Consider the following 20,587-nt stretch of genomic DNA (forward strand, 5'->3'; position numbering starts at 1 on the left):
ACTAGTAAAGAATAAAATCATGTAAGAGGTTGTAACTAAAATAACTGTTTTAGTTATGTAACTGTGTTAGTATACATTTAGAAAGAAAGGGGTTGAACACTTGAATACAGCATATTTGGACATGATCCAAGGGAAGAACCCTGGTGTGACGCCTGTGTGGTATATGCGACAAGCTGGTCGTAGCCAAGCGGAATACCGCAAAATTAAAGAAAAATACACTTTATTTGAAATTACAAAAGAACCTGAATTATGTGCTCGCGTTACGGAGTTACCTGTTAAGGAATACGGCGTTGATGCGGCTATCCTTTACAAGGACATCATGAGCCCTATGGTGGCGATGAATGTAAATGTAGAACTAAAAGCTGGCGTAGGGCCTGTATTTAGCACGCCTATTCGCTCCATGGCTGATGTAGATAAATTAGAAGCCTTTGATCCTACAAAGGTCGACTATATTGCAAAGACGATTACGTTGTTAACATCTGGCATGCTTGACGTACCGCTCATTGGTTTCTGCGGTGCACCGTTTACGATTGCGTCCTACCTCATCGAAGGGGGTCCGACGAAGAACTATAATAAAACTCGGGGCATGCTCATCGGTGCACCCGATGTATGGGATGCGTTGATGACAAAATTGGCTGACATGTCTATTGCGTACTTAGTCATGCAAGCCGAGGCAGGTGCTAATGCGTTGCAAATCTTTGACTCTTGGGTAGGTGCTGTTAATGCGGATCAATATAAACAAGGAATTTACCCTCATATGGAACGCATTATCAAGACGGTGAAAGCAAAATACCCTCATTTGCCTATGGCTATGAATGGTGTTGGTACAGACCATTTAGTATCTATTTGGTCTCATTTGCCCCTTGATGTTATTGCTTTAGATTGGCGTAGCTCCATCGTTATGGCGAACGAGCGTGGCGTAACACAAACGGTACAAGGTAACCTTGACCCAGCATATCTATTCGGAGATGAAAAAACATTGGCTCGTGAAGTGGACCGTATCTTGCTCGAAGGCATTCGTTATGGTCGCCATATCTTCAACTTAGGTCATGGTGTATTCCCTGAGGCAGATCCTAAAAAACTCCATTGGTTAACGGACTATGTCCATGAACGTAGTCGTGAGCTGTGGGCTCAAGAGGGTTAAGCTGGTGAAAGTAGAGAAAAAAGGATTATTATTTCTATCCTATGGAAGCCCTTCAAGTAAGGAAGATTTGGTGCCGTATATGACGAGTATTCGTCATGGCCGCGTGCCCACAGAAGGGGAGATTGCAAATCTTACTCGTCGCTATGACGTGATAGATCAATGGTCTAATCTAGAGTTGCAGAAGATGGCAGAGAATCAATATAAAACGTTGATGACTTTATTGCCAACTATGCCATCAGCTATTGGTTACTTACACATGAAACCATCTATTGCTGAGGCGGTAGACTCTTTAGTCCACCAAGGGGTGGAGCATATTATCGCTATTGTGACGGCTCCGTTTTTTACATCTCTTGGTACTGGTGCCTATGAAAAACAAGTGCAAGCAGCCATTGGTAAGCATGGGGCTGTAACATTCGATTTTATTCGTTCTTGGTGGGACCAACCGGCTTTTACAGAATACTGGAAAAAAGCAGTCGCAGATTGTGTGAATGCGACTAAAGATATATTCGTTATTTTTAGCGCTCATAGCATACCTCTTATCGATAATCACGGCGGTGATTCTTATGCATTTGCCTTACATGAAAGTGCCAAAGAGATTGCAGAGCATTGTAAGTTATCTAAGCGGACAGTGGCGTGGCAGAGTGCGGCTCCTCACGGTCAATGGTTAGGCCCTACAGTGGAAGAGGCTATCGACCAAGCTTTACATACTGGTGCCACACACATTGCTTTCGTGCCTTTTGGCTTTGTAAGTAATCATGTTGAGGTCCTATACGATAATGATGTAGAGTGTAAAGAGCTTGTTGAAAATGGGGGCGCAATGTATTTGCGGGCACAGATGCCGAATTGTAATGAAACATTCTTACAAGCTATGGCGAGTGCAATAGTAGAAAGGATTCATTCGTGAACGTAACAATTGTGGGCGGTGGCCTAACAGGGCTAACAGCGGCTTATTATCTAGGCCATGCTAAGCCAGAGTGGAATATCACTCTTTACGAACAAGCACCACGATTTGGTGGGAAAATACAAACACAACGAGTTGATGATTTCGTTGTAGAACTCGGTCCAGATTCTTATTTGGGCCGTAAAACTGAAATGACAGATCTAGTACACGATTTAGGTTTAGGTGATACCCTTGTATCTAATGAGACGGGGCAAGCCTTTGTATATGATGAGGGATCAATTCATCCAATCCCAGGGGGCTCTATCATGGGCATCCCTACGGAAATGATGCCTTTTGTGAAAGCAACGCTCATTTCTTGGTCTGGCAAATTGCGTGCTGGCTTAGATTATTTCAAAAAGCCGTATGAGCTCGATGAAAATGGTGATGTATCTATTGGTCATTTCTTTCAATACCATTTAGGTCAAGAAATGATGGATAAGCTTATCGAACCACTATTAGCTGGTATCTATGGTGGTGATATCTATAAAATCAGCCTATTGTCTACATTCCCTCATTTTATTCAAGTAGAACAAAAATATGGGAACATGGTAAAAGGGATGATGGCGGCTAAGATGGGACACTCAAAGGCGGGCGTATCTAAGGCTGCCAAAGGTGCCGTAGCAGAAGGCGATGTGCCACGCGCTGGTAAAGGTATCATGACAGACCGTCAATTTGAAAACCATGAAGCAAAGTCTAGTCAAACTGCATCTACGAATACTAGTTCAAACACTTCTGGCCATGCCACAAATACTAGTCCACACCGACAAACTAGTAAGGTTCAAGCGGATATGGCGAGCCGTAAGGGGACTGCTGCTCAATCTGGTATGTTCCGCCAGTTAACAGGTGGTCTTGAAAGCGTGATTACCGCTATTGTTGATGCTATGCCTAGTAATGTGCACTTGTATACAGGTACGCTAGTTTCTAATATTCGATATGTTGAAGGTATGTATGCTATTGATGTGGAGAACTCTGGAAACGATACTTGTGGCTGTCAATCTAATGCTAATTCCATTAAAACTTCTTCTATTAATACTGATTCTATTAATGCTGATAATAAGGGTGGAGCTAGCGGGGCTACTACAGATTCAGCTATAGAGGTACTTCTTGATAAAGCTCCTGCTATGGCGGATCATGTGATTATCGCGACACCGCCTGCAACATATACGCAATGGTTTAAGGATGACCCGGGGTTTGATTTCTTGCGTTCTATGGAGCAATCAAGCTGTGCTATTGCTATTATGGCCTTTGATAAAAGTACCTTTGATGGCGACTTAAAGGGCTCTGGACTGTTGATTACTCGTAAGACAGACACACCGCTTACAGCGTGCACCATTCTAAATCAAAAATGGCCGCAAACAACGCCTGATGATAAAGTGGTATTGCGCGTCTTTATCGGTAAGCCAGGCAATGATGTGGTAGAACAATATAGTGATGAAGAACTTTCAGAATTAGCAGTCGAAGAAATTCAACACATTATGCGTTTCTCTGCTAAACCTGAATGGGTACGCATCAATCGACTCATTCACTGCATGCCGCAATATAATGTAGGGCATCGTGCAGGTATCAAGGCTGTACGTGAACATGTAGCTGAAAATTATCCAAATTTACACCTCATCGGTACGCCATTTGATGGCATCGGTATTCCAGATGGTGTAAAACAAGCAAAAGAATTAGTGCAAATGCTTGTAAATGAGAAGTGAAATCGAAAACTAACTTGAAAAGACTCCATATGCTATAATAGTATATGGAGTCTTTTCGATTCCTATTGTAATAAAACTATATCATTTTAATAGAATCACCATAGATAGGAGTGATCATAATGGGAAAAGCAATCCCTACAGTAGAAGGTTGGCATAGTCAACACATGGTATTTGCCATGGATTTCAGCGCATGGAACTGCTTTACAGCTGAAGAAAAAGCAGAAGCACGCAACGAATTAAAAGCATTTTTAGCGGATCTTGAAGCTAAACATCAAGCTAAAGAAGGTAGCTATGCATTCTATGATTGCAATGGCGCAAAAGGGGACTTAATCCTATGGATTCTTGGTCCATCCCTTGAATACTTGGCGCAAGTAGAACGCAAATTCCGTCGCCTTGCGATTGCAAGCGTATTAGTTCAAACATATTCCTATACATCTGTAACAGAAGTAAGTGCGTACGTTAAAGCTAAACTCGATACAGAAGAAGTTAACCAAAAATTATACCCTCATGTACCTCGTGACAAATACATCTGCTTCTATAACATGAGTAAAAAACGTGAAGGTGATGACAACTGGTTCATGCTACCACCACAAGAACGAGGAATGTTGATGAAATCTCACGGTGAACTTGGTAAAACATACTTAGACGTTTTATCCGAATTTACAACAGGTGGCTGTGGCCTAGACGACTGGGAATGGGGCATTACAATCTTTAGTAATGACGACATCCAATTCAAAAAAATCGTATATGATATGCGCTTTGAAGTAGCCAGTGCAAAATACGGCATCTTCAGCGACTTCTACGTTGGTACCATCATCGACGATGCACTACTAGAAGAAATCTTTGGATAATAAAAGAGCCTGCTAGAGCAGGCTCTTTTATTATTTAATTCATATATATAGATAAATAACTGCTTATTGTATCGTATATTTGTTCAGATTATAATACTATTAAGGTAGTCAGCGAGGTTGGGTCTCTCTTCGTTATAGAAGGGGGTGAGCTTATGAGTGACTTTGAACTTATTACAGTTATCATTGGAGTATTAACATTAGTTGTTTCCTTTGGTGCACTTATAGCGCTTATTTGCCTCACAAAAAGCAAATAGCCCTCCGTTACCAAGTGTAATTAGCTAAACAGAAAGGCCATTTCCTATATGTTTTGTTTTTGAGATGCGCCTGACGTTCCTACTCGTCTGACTATCTATTTATATTATAGAGATAAAGATATATATCGTCAAATTAGAATGAATGGACTGCTGAGCAGTCCCTTTTTCTTTCCTTAATATGAAGGCTATAATTTTGAACAGAAAATTTGGTATACACACGTATACTCTGTAAAATATAATTCACAATGTATGAGCACTGTACTCATAACTATATTTTCATAAAAGAGAACCCCGCATCGATCCGACTTACGAGGTCAAGGCCCTAGGCCGCAGACCTGATAAGTATGGAGGAGAGATGCGGGGTTTCTTTTATCACTTAGTTTAGAAAAGTGAATTATATTTTATTGTACTGTGGAGTGAACGTAAATTTTCTGTTTCCAGAAAATTATACGTTCATGTTTGCGCTTTTACGCACATAGAACCAGTAGCATACTGCTACAGTTACGATGTTGAAGGCTAATAGTACAGCAAAGGCTGGATGGATATTACCAAATGTGGAATATACAAAGCCGAAGATTTTAGGTGTAATAAAGGCACCGTATGCAGCTACGGCAGCAACGAAACCTGTAATTAAAGAGGAAAGCAATGGATTGCCAAATACGTGAGGAATCATACGGAATGTAGCACCAGTTGCGAAGCCACAGCATACGAATGTCAACACGGACATAGCAAAGAAGAATGGGAAGTTGTGCATATCTACGCCAACTGCAATTAGCGCTGTTGTTGCACATAGACCGAGAAGGCTTACAAAGGTAACTTTTGTACCGCTATTGATCTTATCTGCTAACCAACCGCCTACAGGACGAAGGGCACCTGATACAAGAGGACCAACAAATGCGATAGACGCAAATGGAACTTCAGGGAATTCTTTACCTACTAATAAGCCAAGTGCTGCCGCATAACCAGAGAAAGCACCGAAGGAACAAGTGTATAGCAATGTAAGTGCCCAAGTGTGTTTGTTCCCAAAGATTTGTACAAGATTTTTAGGATTTGGTTTTTCTAGTGGTAAGTTATCCATGAAACGTGTCATAAGTGCAAGGATAACAACAAGTGGTACAATCCACATGAAAGCCGCATTGGCAAGGTATACTGCGTTACCTTTGATGATAGCTGGTGTTACACCAAATACGCTACCTAATGCAGCGGAACCCATAGCGAATGGAGCCAAGAAGTAGATTACAGAAATACCAAGGTTACCAACACCGCCGTTGATACCAAGAGCAGTACCTTTTTCGGATTTAGGGAAGAAGTTGCCAATGTACGCCATGGAGGACGAGAAGTTGCCACCCGCTAAACCGATGAGGGCAGTTAAGATCATGAATGTCGTATAAGAAGTTGTTGTATCTTGAACGGCAAAGCCGAGCCATACAACAGGAACTAATAGAATAAGTGTGGAAATAAATGTCCAGTTTTTACCACCGATTAAGGCTGGCATGTAGGTATATACAAAACGTAATGTAGCACCTACAAGACCTGGTAATGCGGCTAATGTAAATAATTGATCGGTTGTGAAATTAAAGCCTGCGCCGTTGAGTTGCGCTGCAATGGTTGCCCACAAGTACCATACACAGAATGAAAGGGTTAATGCGATTGTGGATATAACCAAGTTTTGTTTAGCAATTTTTTTACCAAACTTTTCCCAAAATTCTGGATTTTCTGGTTGCCAATTAGCCACAATTTCGCTACGGCTTGCCCCTACTTGAGGCATTTTTAGTTCGCTCATTTTGAACTTCTCCTTACTGAAAAACTATACATGCAATGAAGACATGGAGGATACAATTATCAGTCAATGTATATGAATATTGCAATCTATAGAATTTCTATAGAAAGTATTCGAATTACTTAGAGAACTGAGTTATAATTATTGTATCAACAAAATTTGCAATGTCTTATATCACAAATATATTATATATTGTAAAAATTTTTGTGAATGTGACATAAAACACACATATTCTGAAATTAATAAGTTATAATAATCTTATATATACAAAAAAGTATATAATACATGTACTTTTACTATAAATAGATTAGTATAACTAATGGATTTTATTTTAAAAGTACAATGGAGTGGTGAAGGTATGGATAAAAATTTAATTAACCAATTACTTGCTTTGCCGGGCGAGGAACTCCATCTTAAAAAAGGTGATTTTCTCTTCCACGAGGGGGACAAGGCAGAACACTTTTACGTAGTGTTAAAAGGTAGAATGAGCATTAAGAAATTCGAATCTAGTGGGCACATTTTTGCGTTGCGTCTAGTAGGTCCGAATAATGTAATTGGTGAGGTTCCGTTGTATGAGGAGAACACAAGAACGTATGTGTTCAACGCCATCGCTCGGGAGGATTGCTCTGTTTATTCCATTCGCTATGATGTGTTAGAGTCAGCTATTGCAAAAGATCATTCATTGGCTATTGCGATGATGCAAATCTACACATTACATATGCGTCGTCAACAGGCAAAATACCGAGACTTGCTACTATATGGCAAGAAGGGAGCATTTTATTCTACCTTGTTGCGCTTAGCCAATAGTTATGGTGTAGAGCGCGAGGATGGTATCTTTATCGATATCGCCCTAACAAATCAAGAGTTGGCTGAATTTGCTGCCACATCAAGAGAAAGTTTAAATCGCATGCTAAGTGAGTTGCGTAAGTTGGGCTATGTAGCCTATGACAAACACCATCTAGTAATCTGTGATTTTGATGCTTTAATCGGATTGCTTGATTTAGAGGTTGATAATATAGACCCTAATATTAGTAATATCGAATAACAGTATTTTCTCCTTTGTGTTAGCTCAGCTAGCACAAAGGATTTTTTTGTAGTTTTGAAGGAGGACACGAGATGAGCTTGTTGTCTCAAAAGTTTAAGTTTCTTCGCAAGAAGAACGTATCTCCAAGCGGCCATCAAATAACTGAAGATGGCGGTCGCGAGTGGGAAAATTTTTATCGTGACCGTTGGTCTTACGATAAAGTTGTCCGCACAACGCATGGCGTAAACTGTACTGGTTCTTGTAGCTGGAATATCTACGTTAAGAATGGTGTTGTAGCGTGGGAAAATCAGGCTACTGATTACCCTGAAACACCAGATGATATGCCGGATTACGAACCACGTGGGTGCCCTCGTGGTGCAACATTCTCTTGGTATCTCTATAGCCCATTGCGCGTAAAATATCCATATGTGCGCGGCGAATTGGCTGAGCTTTGGAGAGAAGCTAAAAAGAATGCTAAGAACCCAATCGAAGCTTGGAAATCTATCGTAGAAGATCCTGAAAAAGCGAAGAAATACAAATCTGCCCGTGGTATGGGTGGCTTTGTGCGCTCCACATGGGATGAAGCGACAGAAATTACTGCTGCATCCTTATTATATACTGCAAAAACATACGGCCCTGACCGCAACGCAGGCTTCTCTGTAATTCCAGCGATGTCCATGTTGTCCTATGCAGCAGGTGCTCGTTTCCTTAACTTAATGGGTGGTTCACCATTGTCCTTCTATGACTGGTATGCCGATTTACCACCTTCTAGCCCTCAAGTTTGGGGTGAACAAACTGATACACCTGAATCTGGTGACTGGTACAATGCTGGTTACATCATGACTTGGGGTTCTAACGTACCATTGACTCGTACGCCAGATGCTCACTTCTTAACAGAGGTTCGTTACAAAGGTACTAAAGTAGTATCCGTATCCCCTGACTATGCGGAATCTACAACTTCTTCTGATGCTTGGCTCAATGTAAAAGCCGGTACTGATGCGGCTCTTGCTATGGCAATGGGCCACGTAATCTTAAAAGAATACTACATCGATAAAGAAACTCCATACTTCAAAGAGTATGCTAAAGAGTTCACAGATATGCCATTCCTTGTACGCGTTGAAGAAATCAACGGCACTGTACAACCAGGCCGCTTCTTGAATGCTAAGGATTTGGGTCGCCAAGAGGAAGGCGCTAACTTCCAAATGGTATTAATCGATGATACAACTAATGAAATCGTTGTTCCTAATGGTACAATGGGCGAACGTCATACAAATCCACAAAAATGGAACTTACGCCTTGAAAATCGCGATACAGGGGCTAAAATCGACCCTCGCTTATCCGTGTTTGATCAACGTGAAGATGTGACTGTTGTTAAGTTGCCATACTTTGGAGATGAAGAGCACGAAGGCGTAATTGAACGTGCTATTCCTACAATTACAGTACAAACTGTAGATGGTCCTGTAAAAGTAACTACTGTATATGATCTTATTCTTGCTAACTATGGTATCGATCGTGGTATCGGTGGTGAAGTGGCAACATCTTATACAGATGACACTCCTTACACACCTACATGGCAAGAAAAAATTACTGGCGTAAAAGCAGATATCGCTATTGCCACAGCTCGTGAGTTTGCAGACAATGCAGAAAAAACTAAAGGTCGTTCCATGATTATCATGGGCGGTGGTATCAACCACTGGTACCATGCTGACGTGATTTACCGTACAATCTTGAACCTTATCATGTTCTGTGGTACAGAAGGTGTTAACGGTGGTGGCTGGGCTCACTACGTAGGTCAAGAAAAACTTCGTCCTATTGAAGGCTGGGGCGGTATCATGACAGCTAACGACTGGAGTAAAGCTCCTCGTTTGCAAAATGGTACATCTTGGTTCTACTTTGCTACAGAACAATATCGTTCTGATTGCATCGACTTGGCAGACCGCGTATCTAAATTAGCTAAGCCTCGTTATCGTCACCCTGGCGATTACAACGTATTAGCGGCTCGTTTAGGTTGGTTGCCATCATATCCTACTTTCAATAAAGGCAGCCAAGACTTGATTAACGATGCTCGTGCAGCTGGTGCTGGTACAGAAGCAGAAATTAATCAATATGTGGCGCAAGCGTTGAAAAATAAAGAATTACAATTCTGCGTAGAAGATCCTGCGGCTAAAGAAAACCATCCACGCAACTTGTTTGTATGGCGTGCGAACCTTATTGGTTCCTCTTCTAAAGGCCATGAATACTTCTTGAAACATTTATTAGGTACTAAAAATGCGGTATTAGAAGATGACGATGCACCTACACGTCCAGAAGAAATCAAATGGCGTGAAGCTGATGGGGCAGGTAAACTTGACCTCTTAATCGACATCGACTTCCGTATGGCTTCTACAGGCTTGTACTCTGATATCGTATTCCCTGCAGCTACATGGTATGAAAAAGAAGACTTGTCTTCTACAGATATGCATCCATATGTACACGTATTCCAAGCTGCTGTTGATTGCGCATGGGAAACTAAATCTGACTGGGATACATTCCGTACCCTTGCAGAAACAGTATCTCGCGTAGCAAAAGAGTCTGGCTTCACAGAATACGAAGACATCGTAGCATTGCCTCTTGGTCATGACAGCCCAGGTGAAGTGGCTCAACCAGAAGGTAAGGTTCTCGACTGGAGCAAAGGCGAATGTGAACCAATTCCTGGTAAAACAATGCCTAACCTCGTTCATGTAAAACGCAACTATGGCCAAATCTTTGAAAAATTCATTGCTTTGGGACCTAACATCGAAAACAAAATGGGTGCTCATGGCTTGGCTTGGGATGTATCTGATGAATATCAAACATTGTACGCACAAAATGGTACAATCGATAATCCAGAATTCATTTCTCATGGCCGTCCAAGCATTTACGAATGTAAAGAAGCTTGTAATGCTGTATTGACATTGTCTTCTTGTACAAATGGTAAATTGGCTGTTCGTTCTTGGAAGGCAATGGAAGAAAAAACTGGTCTTTCTAATCTTGAAAAGAATGCAAAAGGTCGTGAACAAGAAAAAATTACCTTTGATGACATGGTTCGCCAACCACGCTTCATTATTAGCTCTGTAACAAGTACTGGTAAAAACGATAAAAACCGTCGTTATTCCCCATTCACAACATCTACAGAAGATAAAGTACCATTCCGTACCGTAACAGGTCGTCAATCCTTCTATTGCGATCATGAAATGATGCGCGATTACGGTGAAGCTATGGCGTTGTACAAACCTGTATTGTCCTACAAACCAGTACAAGGTGACTACAAACAAGAAGGTATTCCAGAAATTACATTGAAATACTTAACACCACATAATAAGTGGTCTACTCATAGTATGTACTTCGATAGCCAACAAATGTTGACATTGTTCCGTGGTGGTCAAACTATTTGGCTCAACGAAGATGATGCAGCAGAAATTGGCGTTAAAGATAATGACTGGGTAGAAGCTTTCAATAAAAATGGTGTAGTTGCAGCTCGTGCAGTTGTATCTCCACGTATTCCTCGTGGCATTTCCTATATGCATCACTCTCAAGATCGTCACATCAACGTTCCTGGTACGCAAGTTAAGAAAGACCGTCGCGGTGGTACACACAACGCACCAACTCATATTCACATGAAACCAACACACATGATTGGCGGTTATGGTCAATTGAGCTATGGCTTTAACTACTATGGCCCAACTGGTAACCAACGTGATATGACAATTGTGGCTCGTAAGTTGAAGGAGGTGGATTGGCTTGAAGATTAAAGCTCAAGTATCCATGGTCCTAAATTTGGATAAGTGTTTAGGCTGTCATACATGCTCTATCACTTGTAAAAATACATGGACGAACCGCGAAGGCGCGGAATATATGTACTTTAATAACGTGGAGACTCGCCCAGGTGTAGGCTATCCACGTAATTGGGAAGACCAAGAAAAATGGAAGGGCGGCTGGACGCTAGATAACTCTGGTAAATTAGCTCTTTCTACAGGTTCTAAAACAAATCGTTTGATGAAATTATTCTTCCATCCTGAACAACCAGAGTTGAAGGATTATTTCGAACCTTGGACTTACGACTATGAAACATTGATTCATGGTGGTCGTAAAAATAACCAACCAGTTGCTCGTCCTCGTTCCCTTGTAACGAAACAAAAAATGGAAGTTACTTGGGGTCCTAACTGGGATGATGATTTAGCAGGTGGTCAACATGCTCGCTCTGATGTGAACTTAACTAAGATGGGCCAAGATATCGTGTTTGACTACGAAGAAGTATTCATGCGTTATTTGCCTCGTCTTTGTAACCACTGCTTGAACCCTGCATGTGTAGCTGCATGTCCATCCGGCGCGATTTATAAACGCGACGAAGATGGTGTGGTTCTCGTATCTCAAGATGTATGCCGTGGTTGGAGACATTGCGTTCCATCTTGTCCATACAAAAAAATCTTCTATAACTGGGAAACTAATAAAGCTGAAAAATGCGTATTCTGTTACCCACGCTTAGAAAATGGCTTGCCTCAAATCTGTGCTGAAACTTGTGTAGGTCGTATGCGCTATGTTGGCGTTGTATTCTACGACATGGACAAAGTTGAAGAAATGGCAGCTACAAAAAATGAACAAGACATTTACGAAAATACATTAGATTTGATTTTGGATCCTCATGATCCAGAGGTTATCAAAGCGGCTCGTGCTGAAGGCATCTCTGAAGCATGGATTAAAGCAGCTCAAAAATCTCCTGTATACAAACTTGTAAAAGAGTGGGGCGTGGCATTGCCATTGCATCCTGAGTATCGCACATTGCCAATGGTTTGGTATGTACCACCACTCAGCCCAATCTTGCAACGTGTAACATCTGATGTATACTTGCCAGATGCACATGAAATGCGCGTACCTGTACAATACCTTGCTAACTTGTTTACAGCAGGTAATACAGAAATCTTAGCTCGTACATTGCAACGTGTTCTCGACATGCGTGAATACATGCGTCGTCGTGAAACCGGTGACGGTCCTATCGATCACAAAGTTGATTTAACAGAGGATCAAATGTACGGTATGTACAAATTGTTGGCATTGTCCAAATACAATGATCGCTTTGTTATTCCATCTGATGTAAAAGTATCTCGCGAAGGTCGCCTGGAAATGCAACATAATCGCGGTTTTGCTTGCCCTACAGGGGGATGTCAATAATGAAGGATGCTCAGAAAATCGCTCTTATTGCGTCATTTCTTCTACGCTATCCTGATGAACAATGGTATAACGAATTACCTGAATGGAGAGAGGACGCCCAATCCGTTGGGCATCCTCAACTTCGCCAAGGTTTATTAGAATTCTTCGACTATGTAGAGGAATCCGATAAAAAAGAATTTGAAGACCAATATGTTCGTACCTTTGATTTTAGTCAAAATACAACAATGTATTTGTCGACTTATGAATTACAAGGTACTGGGGAACAAGCAGAAGAACTCGTTAAATTTAAAGCTTTCTTCCTAGAAAACGACTATGATTTGCCAAAAGAAATGCCAGACTATGTTCCAGCACTTCTTGAATTATGTGCCGTTATCGATGATGAAAAAGCAAAAGAAATTTACGACTATTGTAAGCCAAAATTGGAATACATTAGAGAACGCTTCATTGAGGCTAAATTGCCTTATGCATTCTTGTTTGATATTATCTTGTCTGTTGCAAATGGATTGGAGGACGGTGCACGATGAATCTATTCCTTTGGGGCGCTTTGCCTTACATCGCTTTCACCTTCTTAATCGTAGGTACTTTGGTTCGTTTCTTCTACTTTGAAAGAAACTGGACTACAAAATCGAGTGAATTTTTAGAGAAAAAACAATTGCGCATTGCCAATCCATTGTTCCACTTTGGCTTGCTTTGCGTTATCGGTGGTCACGTAGTAGGTGTGTTAATCCCTAAAACTTGGACTGCTGCAATCGGTATTAATGACCATTTGTACCATGAAGGTGCTTTATACATGGGTGCTGTAGCTGGTATTATCTTTATCGTAGGCTTCTTGCTTTTGATGAAACGTCGCTTTACTGTGCCTGCTATGAAAGTTAATACATCTGGTCTTGATAAATGGTTATATTTGTTCTTAACATTAGCCATTTTCAGCGGTATGGCTGGTACATTGCTTAATGCATCTGGTTTCTTTGATTACCGCGTATCTATCGGTCCTTGGTTCCGTAGCTTACTATCCTTTATGCCTGATCCATCCTTGATGGAAGGCGTACCATTCATGTTTAAATTCCACATGTTAGCGTGGATGGTGGTAGCTATTATCTTCCCATTCAGCCGTTTGGTACACTGCTTGAGTGTTCCACTCAACTACTTAACACGTCCGTTCATTGTATATCGTAAACGTGACGAAAAATAATTAGGATGATGATTGATTTGTATGCCCTTCATGATATGACAAATTAATCTAAGCCCCTTGTATTGATATTAGTTTATGCTAAGCAATACAAGGGGCTTTTATTTGCCAATTTTGCTTAGCGGAGTTTAGATACTATAACATTATTTCTGATTGAATTACCTATCTTTTACCGAAACACTTTGGAGTTGTTTATATAGTAAGAATAAAAGACTAAATTAGAATTATTCTTATAATGAATGCTACCTATCTAATAAAAGTAGTCTACAAATCTCGATTTAAATGATAAAATATAATAAGTAAATTTGGCGTTTCAGGAATTATGTTAGAGAGGTTTATGATGAATCAAGTGGAAACGAAACAGTATAAGAGTATTTACCATATCTTTATATGGATTGCAGTATTTTCTTTAATTATGATCGGTTTGTTGGAATGGGGGTACATTGAGAGTGGTCGTGCCTTTGGTAACTATAAAGTATATACAGGCCTTGTACCTTGGTGCGCGTGGATTGTGATGACTTATTTGGCAACGCGCCCTAAATGGTTTACTAGTCGTTATAACTTAGGTGAAATGTTCAAGATTCACCGTGCATTAGGTATTGCTTCTGTAGCTGTTATTGCGTTCCATTTATATCTCTATTTTGGTAAAGCTGCTAAATCCGTTCTCGGTTGGTGGGGTGGCTATGTAGCCCTTACTTCCTTCAGTATTGGTACAATCTCGGGCCTTGCATTTTTAACTCCAAAACTTAGAAAAGTAACTGCATCTAGCCGTAATGTTGGTATTTGGCTGCATCGTTTCAACTTAGTTGCATTGGTAGCTGCTTCCGTTCATATTCATGGCTTTAAACGTATCTCCAAAATGGTACCATTCCTTCCGGTGTTTGATATCATTACATATGGCCTTGTTATCTACTGCATCTACTTGATGTTTAAAAAGAAATAATAAGATACATACAAATCCCTTCTGTATTATACAGAAGGGATTTTTTCGTTATATTTTTATTGTTTAGGAAATTAAATAGGCCATATTATTAGTTAAAGGTATATATAATTGTGAGATTGATATACATTTTCTCTTTACTCTGTTAATGAAAGTTGTTATTATTTCTATGTTATGTTTGATAATGATAATTAAGTTCATATATTCATTATCTACTCATTTTATTTTTTATTATTTTTAGTGTGTGAGGTTTATTATGATGAAACGTAAAATGACTAGTGCTTTTGCAGTAGCAGCCGTGATGGGTGTAGCTACAGCCTTTGCTGTTAACCCGTTTTCCGATGTTCCGTCCGATAGCTGGGCTTACCAAGCTGTAGATCAATTGGCTACAGCTGGTATTATCAATGGTTATCCAGATGGTACTTTCAAAGGTCAAAATAACATTACTCGTTACGAAATGGCTCAAATGATTGCAAAAGGCATGGCCAATCAAGATCGTGCAAATGCTGAACAACAAGCATTGTTGAATCGTTTGGCAGAGGAATTTTCTAATGAGTTGAATACACTTGGTGTACGTGTTGCAAAATTAGAAGATCGCGTAGGCAATGTTAAAGTTACTGGTGATGCTCGTATCAACTACATCGGTAAAGAGGGTATCGATGGTTATGATTACGAAGATAAACTTACAGCTCGTGTACGTTTAGGATTAGATGCAAAGGTTAATAAAAATACATCTGTAAAAGCTCGTATTACGACAGGTTCTATTGAGTTAGGCGATAGTGCTAAAGCGGTAGAGCCTAATTGGGATCTAGTTTATGTAGAGCATAAATTTGGTAAAAATTTTGTAGTAGATGCAGGTCGTTACACTCAAAAATTTGGTGGCGGTCTTATTTACAACTCTAACTTTGATGGTGTAGGCGCTACAGCGAAGCTAGGTAAAAAGGTTACATTAAATGGTGCTTATGGTTATATGACTGCAGGCCGTTTTGCTAAGACTAGTAAAGCTGATAATGGTGATGTAGGTCTTATTAATGCCAATGTAGCTGTTAATGATCGCTTTAGCTTTGGCGGTATGTTTGCTCGTGTAGGTACAACAAATGTACGTATGGGTAATGGCAAGACAAATAACGAATTCGATAATGTATATGGCTTTAATGCTAAATATAATGTTGGTAAATTCGGTATTGATGGCGAGTGGGTAAAAGCATCTGGCTTGAGTGATTCCGATGTTTGGAACGTAGGCGTTAAATGGGGCGATTATAAAATTAACAAGAAGAACTCTTGGGTTATCCGCTTAGATTACTTTGATCAAGCTAAAAATGCACCTGTATTTAAAACGCAAAAATATGAATCTAATGATTTATTGAAGAAAACACGGTATGAAGGTTATAAAGCATGGCAATTAGGTGCATCCTATGCTCCAGAGAAAAATATTGGTATTAATGCATACTATGGCTTCAATGCTAAAACACAAGATGGTAATCGTGTAAATGATTACTACCGTGCAGACCTCAACTTCAAATTCTAGTTCTAATTTTAGGATGGATCTGGATTTAATAACTAATTAGTTTTAAGTTCTAAGTAGAATGCTATGTGGATTGAAATTGTTAGCATGCTACATTAGGCCAACTAGATATATACTGGTAGTTTGTATAAGAAATAGTGAGGTTTATATGGCAGAAGTAGTAAAAAAACAGTTTAAGAGTAAATACCATATTTTAATATGGATTGCGGTATTGTCCTTAGCCTTTATGGGGATGCTTGAATACGGTTATTTAAGCATTGGTAAAGGTCATTGGCTCTGGAAACGTCATCTTGGACTCGTACCTTATATATCTTGGCTGGTGCTAACGTATATCGCGACTAGACCAAAATGGTTTATAAAACGATATAATCCTGCGGAGATGTACCAAGTGCATCGTATTGTCGGTATTGTTAGCGTTGTGATGGTTTGTATTCATTGGTACGTCTATTTCCTTAAGGCCTTAAACAAACCAATGACATTCTGGACTGGTTATGTATCTACGGCAGCGATGCTCATCGCATTAGTATTTGGGGTTTTATATCTAACTACTTGGATTGGTAACATGTCTAAATCCGTTTCTCGTAATACTAAGATTTGGATTCATCGTTTAAATTTAGTGGCTATCGTGGCAGCCAATCTTCATATCCATAGCTTTGGTCGACTCGCTAAAATGGTTCCATTTATGCCTGCTATTGATGTATTTACCTATGCTGTAGTGATTTATTATATCTATTGGATGTTTAAACAAAAATAATAGGCTGTATAATTTATCTTTCCTTTAGTAAAAGTAATCATATTATGTTGTAAGAAGACCATATCTAAACCTTATTGCAAGGAAGAGATGGTCTTTTTTTATTGTTTGAGATACAATAGGACTATAAGTATATATTCTACGGATTTGTGTAAGTATATGCTGTTTGTTATTGTTAAGAAAGAAGGTCATTATGGATTCTTCTTGGAAACGAATTATATATTTAATCTGTACCATACAGGTTGGTGGCGGTATAACCATTATAGGGGTAGTTTCGTTTATTCCATTGTTTTTGGCTGAGCTAGGACTTCATGATCAAGGACAGGCGGCTATGTGGGCAGGGATCGTATCTGGGGTTACACCTTTAATGGTAGCACTTAGTGCACCTTATTGGTCTCGTAAGGCAAATCAATGGGGCCCTCGTAAGGTGATGATGCTCATATTGTTTATTTTGATGATTACTGTTGGAGCTTGTGCTTTTACACAGACGCCCATGCAATTATTGATTCTACGTATTTTGCAAGGTGTTGTGGGTGGTTATGTGCCCATAGGATTAGCTATTATTGTCCTTATAACACCTGAGAATAAAGTGCCTTGGGCGATGGGCTTATACCAAGCGTCTATGGTTATGGGGCTCGTCTTTGGACCGCTCATGGGTGGTCTTGTGGCTGACTTCTTGGGTTATCGGGCACCATTTTTCGTATTTGCTGCATTGACTGGGATTTGTATGTTAGGGATTTATTTCTTAATGCCCAATTTACAGTTCAAACATAAGGTGGATGAAAGTGTATCAGAAATTTCGCTGATCAAATATTTTTTATCTATACCTCGTGTACGACTCCTAGTAGGAATGCTATTCCTATGTAATTTTGGTATTACCGGTATAGGTCCTATTTTACCGCTATATATTAAGCACTATATGCATATGAGCGACGAGTTTGTGGCGACTATCGTAGGTATTATTATCTTCGGTGCCGGTTTATTCAGTGCCTTAGCATCGATTTCAATTAGTAAGGTAACCAGGTGTGTGACTATGCCTCGTATAGTATTTACTGCTACGTGGGCGGTGGGGACCTTGTTTATACTTCAATATATGATGCCTAGTATATGGGGCCTTGGTATATTCCGTGCTATTGCAGGCTTCTTCATGGGGTTCGTTACCCCTATTGCTAATACACTCATATCTAAGGCGGTTCCTGTTGAGCGACGAGGCATTGTGTTTGGTGCGGTATCGAGTGTAGCTATGATGGGCAATGTGTTGGGTCCTGTTATTAGTGGTATGATTGCTCGTACTTTTGGTTATGGTGCTGTATTCTGGACTACGGCAGCCATATTCTTTGTAGCAGCGCTATTTATTTATCGTAATTTAGTGATTCCTAGTGAAAGTGATGTATCGCAATTAAGTGATTCTTAGTGAAAGCAATGGACCGCAATTAAGTGATTCTTAGTGAAAGCAATGGAGCGTAGTCTGGGGGCTTTCATAATTACATACAATTCAATATAATTAGTAATATAGGTAACAGAAGCCGATGAGAGGGGTTGGTTTGTGTTGTGGTTGTACGGTGGTTGTCCGTACGATGTTGAGAGATGAGAGTGTATAGTTATGCTATTAAAACAGTTAGAGTATTTTGTGTGTGTAGTAGACAATAATAGTTTTACCCAAGCGGCAACTGAGCAGTATGTGTCCCAGTCCGCAATTTCACAACAAATTAAAGCGCTTGAAAATAGTCTTGGTGTTGAATTGATGGTACGGGAGAAACGCAGCTTTCACCTAACACCTGCAGGGCAATATTTATATCGATCTGGTAAAAAGTTACTCGAACGGTTTCATGATGTTAAGGTAGAAACGACACGCATTGGTACTGATGCGCGAGTGAGTTTGCGCATTGGCTATTTGAATCGATATAGTGGTATTGCGATGCAACAGACTGTAATTCGTATGGCAAAGCGCTATAGGAATCTAGATATTCGCATGTATAGCGGCAGTCATGAAGAATTATATGGTATGTTACAAGATCGTCGTGTAGATGTAGTATTTAATGATCAATGGCAAGTTTTATCTGATGATTATGAAAGCCAGTTGATCGATAAAGCCACTACTATCATCGAGGTTCCACAAGGCTACACGGATGCAGGTAGTGTGGAGCTGAAGACCATTGATGATTTGCCACTGATTTTAGTGTGTCGCGGTAAATATACTTTGACGGAAGAAGACCATTATCGAAAGGCAATGGGCTATAGTGGTGCTTTTGCGTATGCCCGAACTTTAGAAGAGGCTCGATATTTAGTGGCTGGACAACAAGGTTTGCTATTGTTAGATCGCTTTAAATACCTAACAGATGCGCTACCAGGAATAGAGAGAAAGGCTCTTACGAATCATGGTAAGACCATGGAACGTCATTATTATTTCGTATCTCAAAGGAGTCAGGATAACACCTATGTAGAAGCCTTTAAGGATATGTTTATACAAGTATTAGATGAATTCTAAATGCGAATTAAAATTTGAATTCTAAAACCAAATATAAAAGCCGTTAGCATTGCTAACGGCTTTTATATTAGAAGAACTCTAGTAACATCGTAACACCATCGATGAATAATTTAATACCATAAATAGTAAGGACCGTACCACAGAAGCGATTGATCCATACCATATGACTGATTTTGATTTTCTTAGCTAATAGATGCATAACTGTGGCTAGAGAACCAAACCAAATTGGTGTCATCGCAAGGAAACCACCAAAGAAATAGTAAATTTCCTCTTTTGGAATATTCGCTTGGAACGCTCCAAGTAGCATGGTTGCATCAAGAACAGCTTGAGGATTTCCCCAAGACACGGCAATGGCAGACATGATGAGTTTACGAATGGGAATGTGTGTATTTAGATTGCGCATGTCGGGTTCTGTTCTAAAGATATTGGAACCCATATATATGATAAGTAAGCTACCGAATAGGATAACAATGAGCTTCATAATCGGCCACATTTCTAATACGGCACCTATACCGTAAAAGGCGGCAGCACTAAGACTCATATCAAAAAGCGCTAGAATAGCTAGCGTCAATATAATACGCCGTACAGGCTGAACTAACGCTGTATTAATAATAAATAGGTTTTGCATGCCAACAGGGGCAAACGTAGCGAGGCCGACAAGAAGTCCTTGTAAGAAGTACATATTAACCCTCCTGACTATGGTATGATAAAGTACTAATAAGGTGAATAGTAGCACGAAACCCCTCCATTACTGGAGGGGTTATTACTATTCTAACTATATACAATTATATCATACTATATAAAGTATGTACAT

General features: G+C 40.0%; 16 protein-coding genes. 14 read left to right on the plus strand and 2 right to left on the minus strand.

Translation table 11 applies throughout. From position 1 onward, the window contains the following. Window positions 1–100 precede the first annotated feature (100 nt). From hemE to hemQ, 4 genes are all read left to right on the plus strand, one after another. The gene (gene hemE / locus VRHSUH09_RS04720) at window positions 101–1,144 is read left to right on the plus strand and encodes a uroporphyrinogen decarboxylase (protein ID WP_105081535.1); all 1,044 of its coding nucleotides are present in this window, start codon (window positions 101–103) and stop codon (window positions 1,142–1,144) included. Between the two features lie 4 nt (window positions 1,145–1,148). Next, entirely contained in the window at window positions 1,149–2,048 is a 900-nt protein-coding gene (hemH, locus tag VRHSUH09_RS04725; protein ID WP_105081536.1) for a ferrochelatase, read from the plus strand. Further along, window positions 2,045–3,784 carry a protoporphyrinogen oxidase gene (hemG, locus tag VRHSUH09_RS04730; protein WP_105081537.1) on the plus strand — a complete coding sequence of 580 codons (1,740 nt, stop codon included), beginning with the start codon at window positions 2,045–2,047 and terminating at the stop codon, window positions 3,782–3,784. Before hemH ends, hemG begins: the two co-directional genes overlap by 4 nt. A 119-nt stretch (window positions 3,785–3,903) precedes the next feature. After that, entirely contained in the window at window positions 3,904–4,635 is a 732-nt protein-coding gene (gene hemQ / locus VRHSUH09_RS04735; RefSeq protein WP_060923924.1) for a hydrogen peroxide-dependent heme synthase, read from the plus strand. A 699-nt stretch (window positions 4,636–5,334) separates the two neighbouring features. Here the strand turns inward: hemQ and VRHSUH09_RS04740 are convergent. Further along, window positions 5,335–6,672, minus strand: coding sequence for an MFS transporter (locus tag VRHSUH09_RS04740; protein WP_054748530.1), 1,338 nt, complete (start codon window positions 6,670–6,672; stop codon window positions 5,335–5,337). Window positions 6,673–7,027: 355 nt separating this feature from the next. Between VRHSUH09_RS04740 and VRHSUH09_RS04745 the strand changes: the two genes are divergently transcribed. The 10 genes from VRHSUH09_RS04745 (at window position 7,028) to VRHSUH09_RS04790 (ending at window position 19,773) form a co-directional block, all read left to right on the plus strand. Further along, window positions 7,028–7,714 carry a Crp/Fnr family transcriptional regulator gene (locus tag VRHSUH09_RS04745; protein WP_105081597.1) on the plus strand — a complete coding sequence of 229 codons (687 nt, stop codon included), beginning with the start codon at window positions 7,028–7,030 and terminating at the stop codon, window positions 7,712–7,714. 71 nt (window positions 7,715–7,785) lie between these two features. Next, window positions 7,786–11,463 (plus strand): nitrate reductase subunit alpha, encoded by a 3,678-nt coding sequence (locus VRHSUH09_RS04750; protein ID WP_105081538.1) that lies wholly within the window; start codon window positions 7,786–7,788, stop codon window positions 11,461–11,463. Next, a complete protein-coding gene (gene narH / locus VRHSUH09_RS04755) occupies window positions 11,453–12,880 on the plus strand; it encodes a nitrate reductase subunit beta (RefSeq protein ID WP_105081539.1) in 1,428 nt (475 codons plus the stop codon). Before VRHSUH09_RS04750 ends, narH begins: the two co-directional genes overlap by 11 nt. Then, window positions 12,880–13,404 carry a nitrate reductase molybdenum cofactor assembly chaperone gene (gene narJ, locus VRHSUH09_RS04760; protein WP_054748527.1) on the plus strand — a complete coding sequence of 175 codons (525 nt, stop codon included), beginning with the start codon at window positions 12,880–12,882 and terminating at the stop codon, window positions 13,402–13,404. The genes narH and narJ overlap by 1 nt, the downstream gene beginning before the upstream one ends. Continuing rightward, complete coding sequence (gene narI, locus VRHSUH09_RS04765) at window positions 13,401–14,072, plus strand: respiratory nitrate reductase subunit gamma (RefSeq protein WP_105081540.1); 672 nt, start codon at window positions 13,401–13,403, stop codon at window positions 14,070–14,072. The genes narJ and narI overlap by 4 nt, the downstream gene beginning before the upstream one ends. Before the next feature lie 337 nt (window positions 14,073–14,409). Beyond that, window positions 14,410–15,012 carry a ferric reductase-like transmembrane domain-containing protein gene (locus tag VRHSUH09_RS04770; protein ID WP_105081541.1) on the plus strand — a complete coding sequence of 201 codons (603 nt, stop codon included), beginning with the start codon at window positions 14,410–14,412 and terminating at the stop codon, window positions 15,010–15,012. 253 nt (window positions 15,013–15,265) lie between these two features. Then, entirely contained in the window at window positions 15,266–16,537 is a 1,272-nt protein-coding gene (locus VRHSUH09_RS04775) for a putative porin (RefSeq protein ID WP_105081542.1), read from the plus strand. A gap of 145 nt (window positions 16,538–16,682) precedes the next feature. Beyond that, a complete protein-coding gene (locus tag VRHSUH09_RS04780; protein WP_054748524.1) occupies window positions 16,683–17,288 on the plus strand; it encodes a ferric reductase-like transmembrane domain-containing protein in 606 nt (201 codons plus the stop codon). A 190-nt stretch (window positions 17,289–17,478) separates the two neighbouring features. Continuing rightward, window positions 17,479–18,699, plus strand: a complete 1,221-nt coding sequence (locus VRHSUH09_RS04785) for an MFS transporter (protein ID WP_105081543.1) — start codon at window positions 17,479–17,481, stop codon at window positions 18,697–18,699. A 189-nt stretch (window positions 18,700–18,888) separates the two neighbouring features. After that, entirely contained in the window at window positions 18,889–19,773 is an 885-nt protein-coding gene (locus tag VRHSUH09_RS04790; protein ID WP_054748522.1) for a LysR family transcriptional regulator, read from the plus strand. A gap of 67 nt (window positions 19,774–19,840) precedes the next feature. Here VRHSUH09_RS04790 and VRHSUH09_RS04795 read toward each other — a convergent pair whose 3' ends face one another. Then, a complete protein-coding gene (locus tag VRHSUH09_RS04795; protein ID WP_105081544.1) occupies window positions 19,841–20,455 on the minus strand; it encodes a LysE/ArgO family amino acid transporter in 615 nt (204 codons plus the stop codon). Window positions 20,456–20,587 lie beyond the last annotated feature (132 nt).

This window comes from Veillonella rogosae JCM 15642 (genome assembly GCF_002959775.1).
Taxonomy (GTDB): Bacteria; Bacillota; Negativicutes; order Veillonellales; family Veillonellaceae; genus Veillonella; species Veillonella rogosae.

Excerpts from the sequence above, each read along its gene's own strand:
- hemQ (WP_060923924.1), top strand. The coding sequence starts at position 3,904 with ATGGGAAAAGCAATCCCTACAGTAGAAGGTTGGCATAGTCAACACATG.
- VRHSUH09_RS04740 (WP_054748530.1), bottom strand. The coding sequence starts at position 6,672 with ATGAGCGAACTAAAAATGCCTCAAGTAGGGGCAAGCCGTAGCGAAATT.
- VRHSUH09_RS04745 (WP_105081597.1), top strand. The coding sequence starts at position 7,028 with ATGGATAAAAATTTAATTAACCAATTACTTGCTTTGCCGGGCGAGGAA.
- VRHSUH09_RS04750 (WP_105081538.1), top strand. The coding sequence starts at position 7,786 with ATGAGCTTGTTGTCTCAAAAGTTTAAGTTTCTTCGCAAGAAGAACGTA.
- narJ (WP_054748527.1), top strand. The coding sequence starts at position 12,880 with ATGAAGGATGCTCAGAAAATCGCTCTTATTGCGTCATTTCTTCTACGC.
- narI (WP_105081540.1), top strand. The coding sequence starts at position 13,401 with ATGAATCTATTCCTTTGGGGCGCTTTGCCTTACATCGCTTTCACCTTC.
- VRHSUH09_RS04770 (WP_105081541.1), top strand. The coding sequence starts at position 14,410 with ATGAATCAAGTGGAAACGAAACAGTATAAGAGTATTTACCATATCTTT.
- VRHSUH09_RS04775 (WP_105081542.1), top strand. The coding sequence starts at position 15,266 with ATGATGAAACGTAAAATGACTAGTGCTTTTGCAGTAGCAGCCGTGATG.
- VRHSUH09_RS04780 (WP_054748524.1), top strand. The coding sequence starts at position 16,683 with ATGGCAGAAGTAGTAAAAAAACAGTTTAAGAGTAAATACCATATTTTA.
- VRHSUH09_RS04785 (WP_105081543.1), top strand. The coding sequence starts at position 17,479 with ATGGATTCTTCTTGGAAACGAATTATATATTTAATCTGTACCATACAG.
- VRHSUH09_RS04790 (WP_054748522.1), top strand. The coding sequence starts at position 18,889 with ATGCTATTAAAACAGTTAGAGTATTTTGTGTGTGTAGTAGACAATAAT.
- VRHSUH09_RS04795 (WP_105081544.1), bottom strand. The coding sequence starts at position 20,455 with ATGTACTTCTTACAAGGACTTCTTGTCGGCCTCGCTACGTTTGCCCCT.